Source organism: Mesorhizobium sp. M7A.F.Ca.CA.003.01.2.1 (assembly GCF_003998945.1).
Classification (GTDB): Bacteria; Pseudomonadota; Alphaproteobacteria; order Rhizobiales; family Rhizobiaceae; genus Mesorhizobium; species Mesorhizobium ciceri.
Genome location: NZ_RZRA01000856.1, coordinates 1 through 2,426 on the forward strand (window position 1 = coordinate 1; position 2,426 = coordinate 2,426).

The window sequence follows — 2,426 nt, forward strand, 5'->3', positions numbered from 1 at the left end:
GCATAATTCGAGATTTTGGCGGTCTCGGTGTCGCTGTCCGGGAAATAGGGGCTGGTGATGGTCTTGCGGATGCCCGTTGCCGTCCAGGTCGCTTCGCCGCCCAGAATGAACTGTCCCCACTGCCATTGCGCGCCTGCATGGATACCGCCGGCTACGCCGGCTTTGTTGAAGTCAAATCCTTCTGTTCCCGCCGGAACGAGGTCGGTGAAGAACCCACCGTTTGGCTCGGTCATATCCGTTGCCGTGATGTCACCATTGGCAACGCCGAGATGGCCGCCGACATAGAGGCCGCTCCAGTCATAGGCCGACCCCGCAACCGGGGCCAACATGTCTGCTGCTGACGCGGTGCTTGCCGACAGGGCGGCAACCGCGAGAACTGCTAAGAATCTATTCACGTATTTCTCCCAACCCAAGTAATTCCCTCGGGAACAACAATAGCCGGGAGCGAAATGAAATTATGTGATGTTTTTGCCACAACCGCATATTTTTGCCATGGACCAACCGTCCGTCGAGCACTCGATCTACACTGGCCTGACGCTTCAAAACGCAAATGAAGCCGAGTAAAGCGCATGTAGAGCGCCTAGTCAGGAAATCCATCAGAAACTTCGTATTCGGGAAGCTCTCGAAGCTGTCTTCGTCGTGATGTAGAGCGGGCCGGATCTCCACCGAAGGCCAACGTGAAGCCCTCTCACTCCCGCGACTTTTATGCCGGTGCCGGCGAGCCCTGTAAGGCAGGCCGCAACAGCAGTTGATGCCTATATTCCAGCGCGATGGCGCCCCAGATCAGGCCGAGCAGCAGGTAGACATGGCGCCAGTGGTCGATGTCGATGAAGGTGCCGAGCCCGATATTGCCGATGAAGGCGACATAGGCGCACAGGAGATAGGGCTGCCACGGCCGGTCGCGCAGCAGGATGCGGAAGCCGGCTGCTATCGTCCACAAGACGAGCGCGAGGAACGACACGAAGCCGAGCCAGCCATAATCCATCAGCATCTTCAGCCAGATGTCGTGGGTGTCTTCACCGAAGATCGTGCCGAAGACCAGCGGGCCGATGCCGAACGGATGCTCCATCGCCATCTGGAAGCCGATGCCGTAGCGGGCGAAGCGGCCGAGGCGGGCGGTGTCGTAGCTCTGTTCGAGATGGGCACGGTTGGAGAACATCTCCGACACGCCGGGCAGCTGCAGGATGACGATCATGGCGACGACCAGCAGCGCCAGTGCTGCAATCGTCATCACCACCACGCGCAGCCGGAACATGCCGCTGGCGCTCTGCAGGAACAGGCAGCCGGTGAGCAGGACGGCCGAAACGGCGAACATGCCCCAGGCGCCGCGCGAAAAGGAGAAGAAGATGCCGGCGGTGATGATCAGCAGTGGCACCGCCAGCAGCGGCATGCGCGTCACCGGTCCGGTCAGGAGCAAATAGAGCAGATAGATGCCGGGCAGCACCAGGAACGGTCCAAACACGTTCGGATCCTGGAAGGCGCCGGCGGCACGGTCGTATTTGGTGAACATCTCGGCGCCCGGAAAGGCATGGAAGTAGCCTGCAATGCCAAGCAGCGAGGTGGCCACGGCCGAAACCACATAGGCAATGAAGATCAATCGGTAGAGGCTCGGCTGTACGGCTGTGATCGATGCGAAGAACACCGCGCTGAAGGCGAGAAACAGCGACACGGCGAGATAGAGCGGCGTGTTGGCGAGGTCCGCCATCTGCGTCATGGAGATCATGCCGCCGATGTTCATCGTCACCAGCAGCACCAGCAGCGGCGTTGCCGCGCGGGAAATCCGCAAGCCGAAAAGCGCCCAGATGGCAATCAGCCCCGCCATGTAGAGCTCATAGGGCGCCGGCTCGCTGATGACGAAGCCGGACAGCAGAATGCCGATGAAGACCGCGCCCGAGGAAATCAGCGCGACCAGCTTGGCGTTGACCACGACCTGCGGCAGATCATGGCTGATCGCGCTCAATAGGCGTTTTCCGTATTGAGCAGCCGGAGCGGCGTCAGGAACAGGATCCGCAAATCGAACAGCAGCGACCAGTTCTCGATGTAGTAGAGATCATACTCCGTGCGCATGCGGATCTTCTCGTTGGTGTCCATCTCGCCGCGCCAGCCATTGATCTGCGCCCAGCCGGTGACGCCGGGCTTGACCTTGTGGCGGGCGAAATAGCCGTCGACGACCTCGTTGTAGAGCAGGTTATGCGACTGCGCGGCGATGGCGTGCGGACGCGGGCCGACCAGCGATAGCGAACCCAGAAGCGAATTGAAGAACTGCGGCAGCTCGTCGATCGAGGTCTTGCGGATGAAGCGGCCGACGCGGGTGACGCGAGGATCGTTCTTGGTCACCGTCTGCTTGGCGGTCGGGTCGGCCTTGTCGGTATACATCGAACGGAACTTATAGACCTCGATGATCTCGTTGTTGAAACCGTGCCGCT

General features: G+C 60.4%; 2 protein-coding genes and 1 pseudogene. All 3 read right to left on the bottom strand.

From position 1 onward, the window contains the following. Positions 1–413: pseudogene (locus EN969_RS26680) on the bottom strand (porin family protein); the annotation flags it as partial. Positions 414–703: 290 nt separating this feature from the next. Further along, positions 704–1,960: an O-antigen ligase family protein gene (locus EN969_RS26685; RefSeq protein ID WP_063167772.1), complete on the bottom strand. Its 1,257-nt coding sequence runs from the start codon at positions 1,958–1,960 to the stop codon at positions 704–706. Continuing rightward, on the bottom strand, positions 1,957–2,426 hold a 470-nt coding region (locus EN969_RS26690; RefSeq protein ID WP_206525237.1), incomplete at its 5' end, for a sugar transferase. The genes EN969_RS26685 and EN969_RS26690, both read right to left, overlap by 4 nt.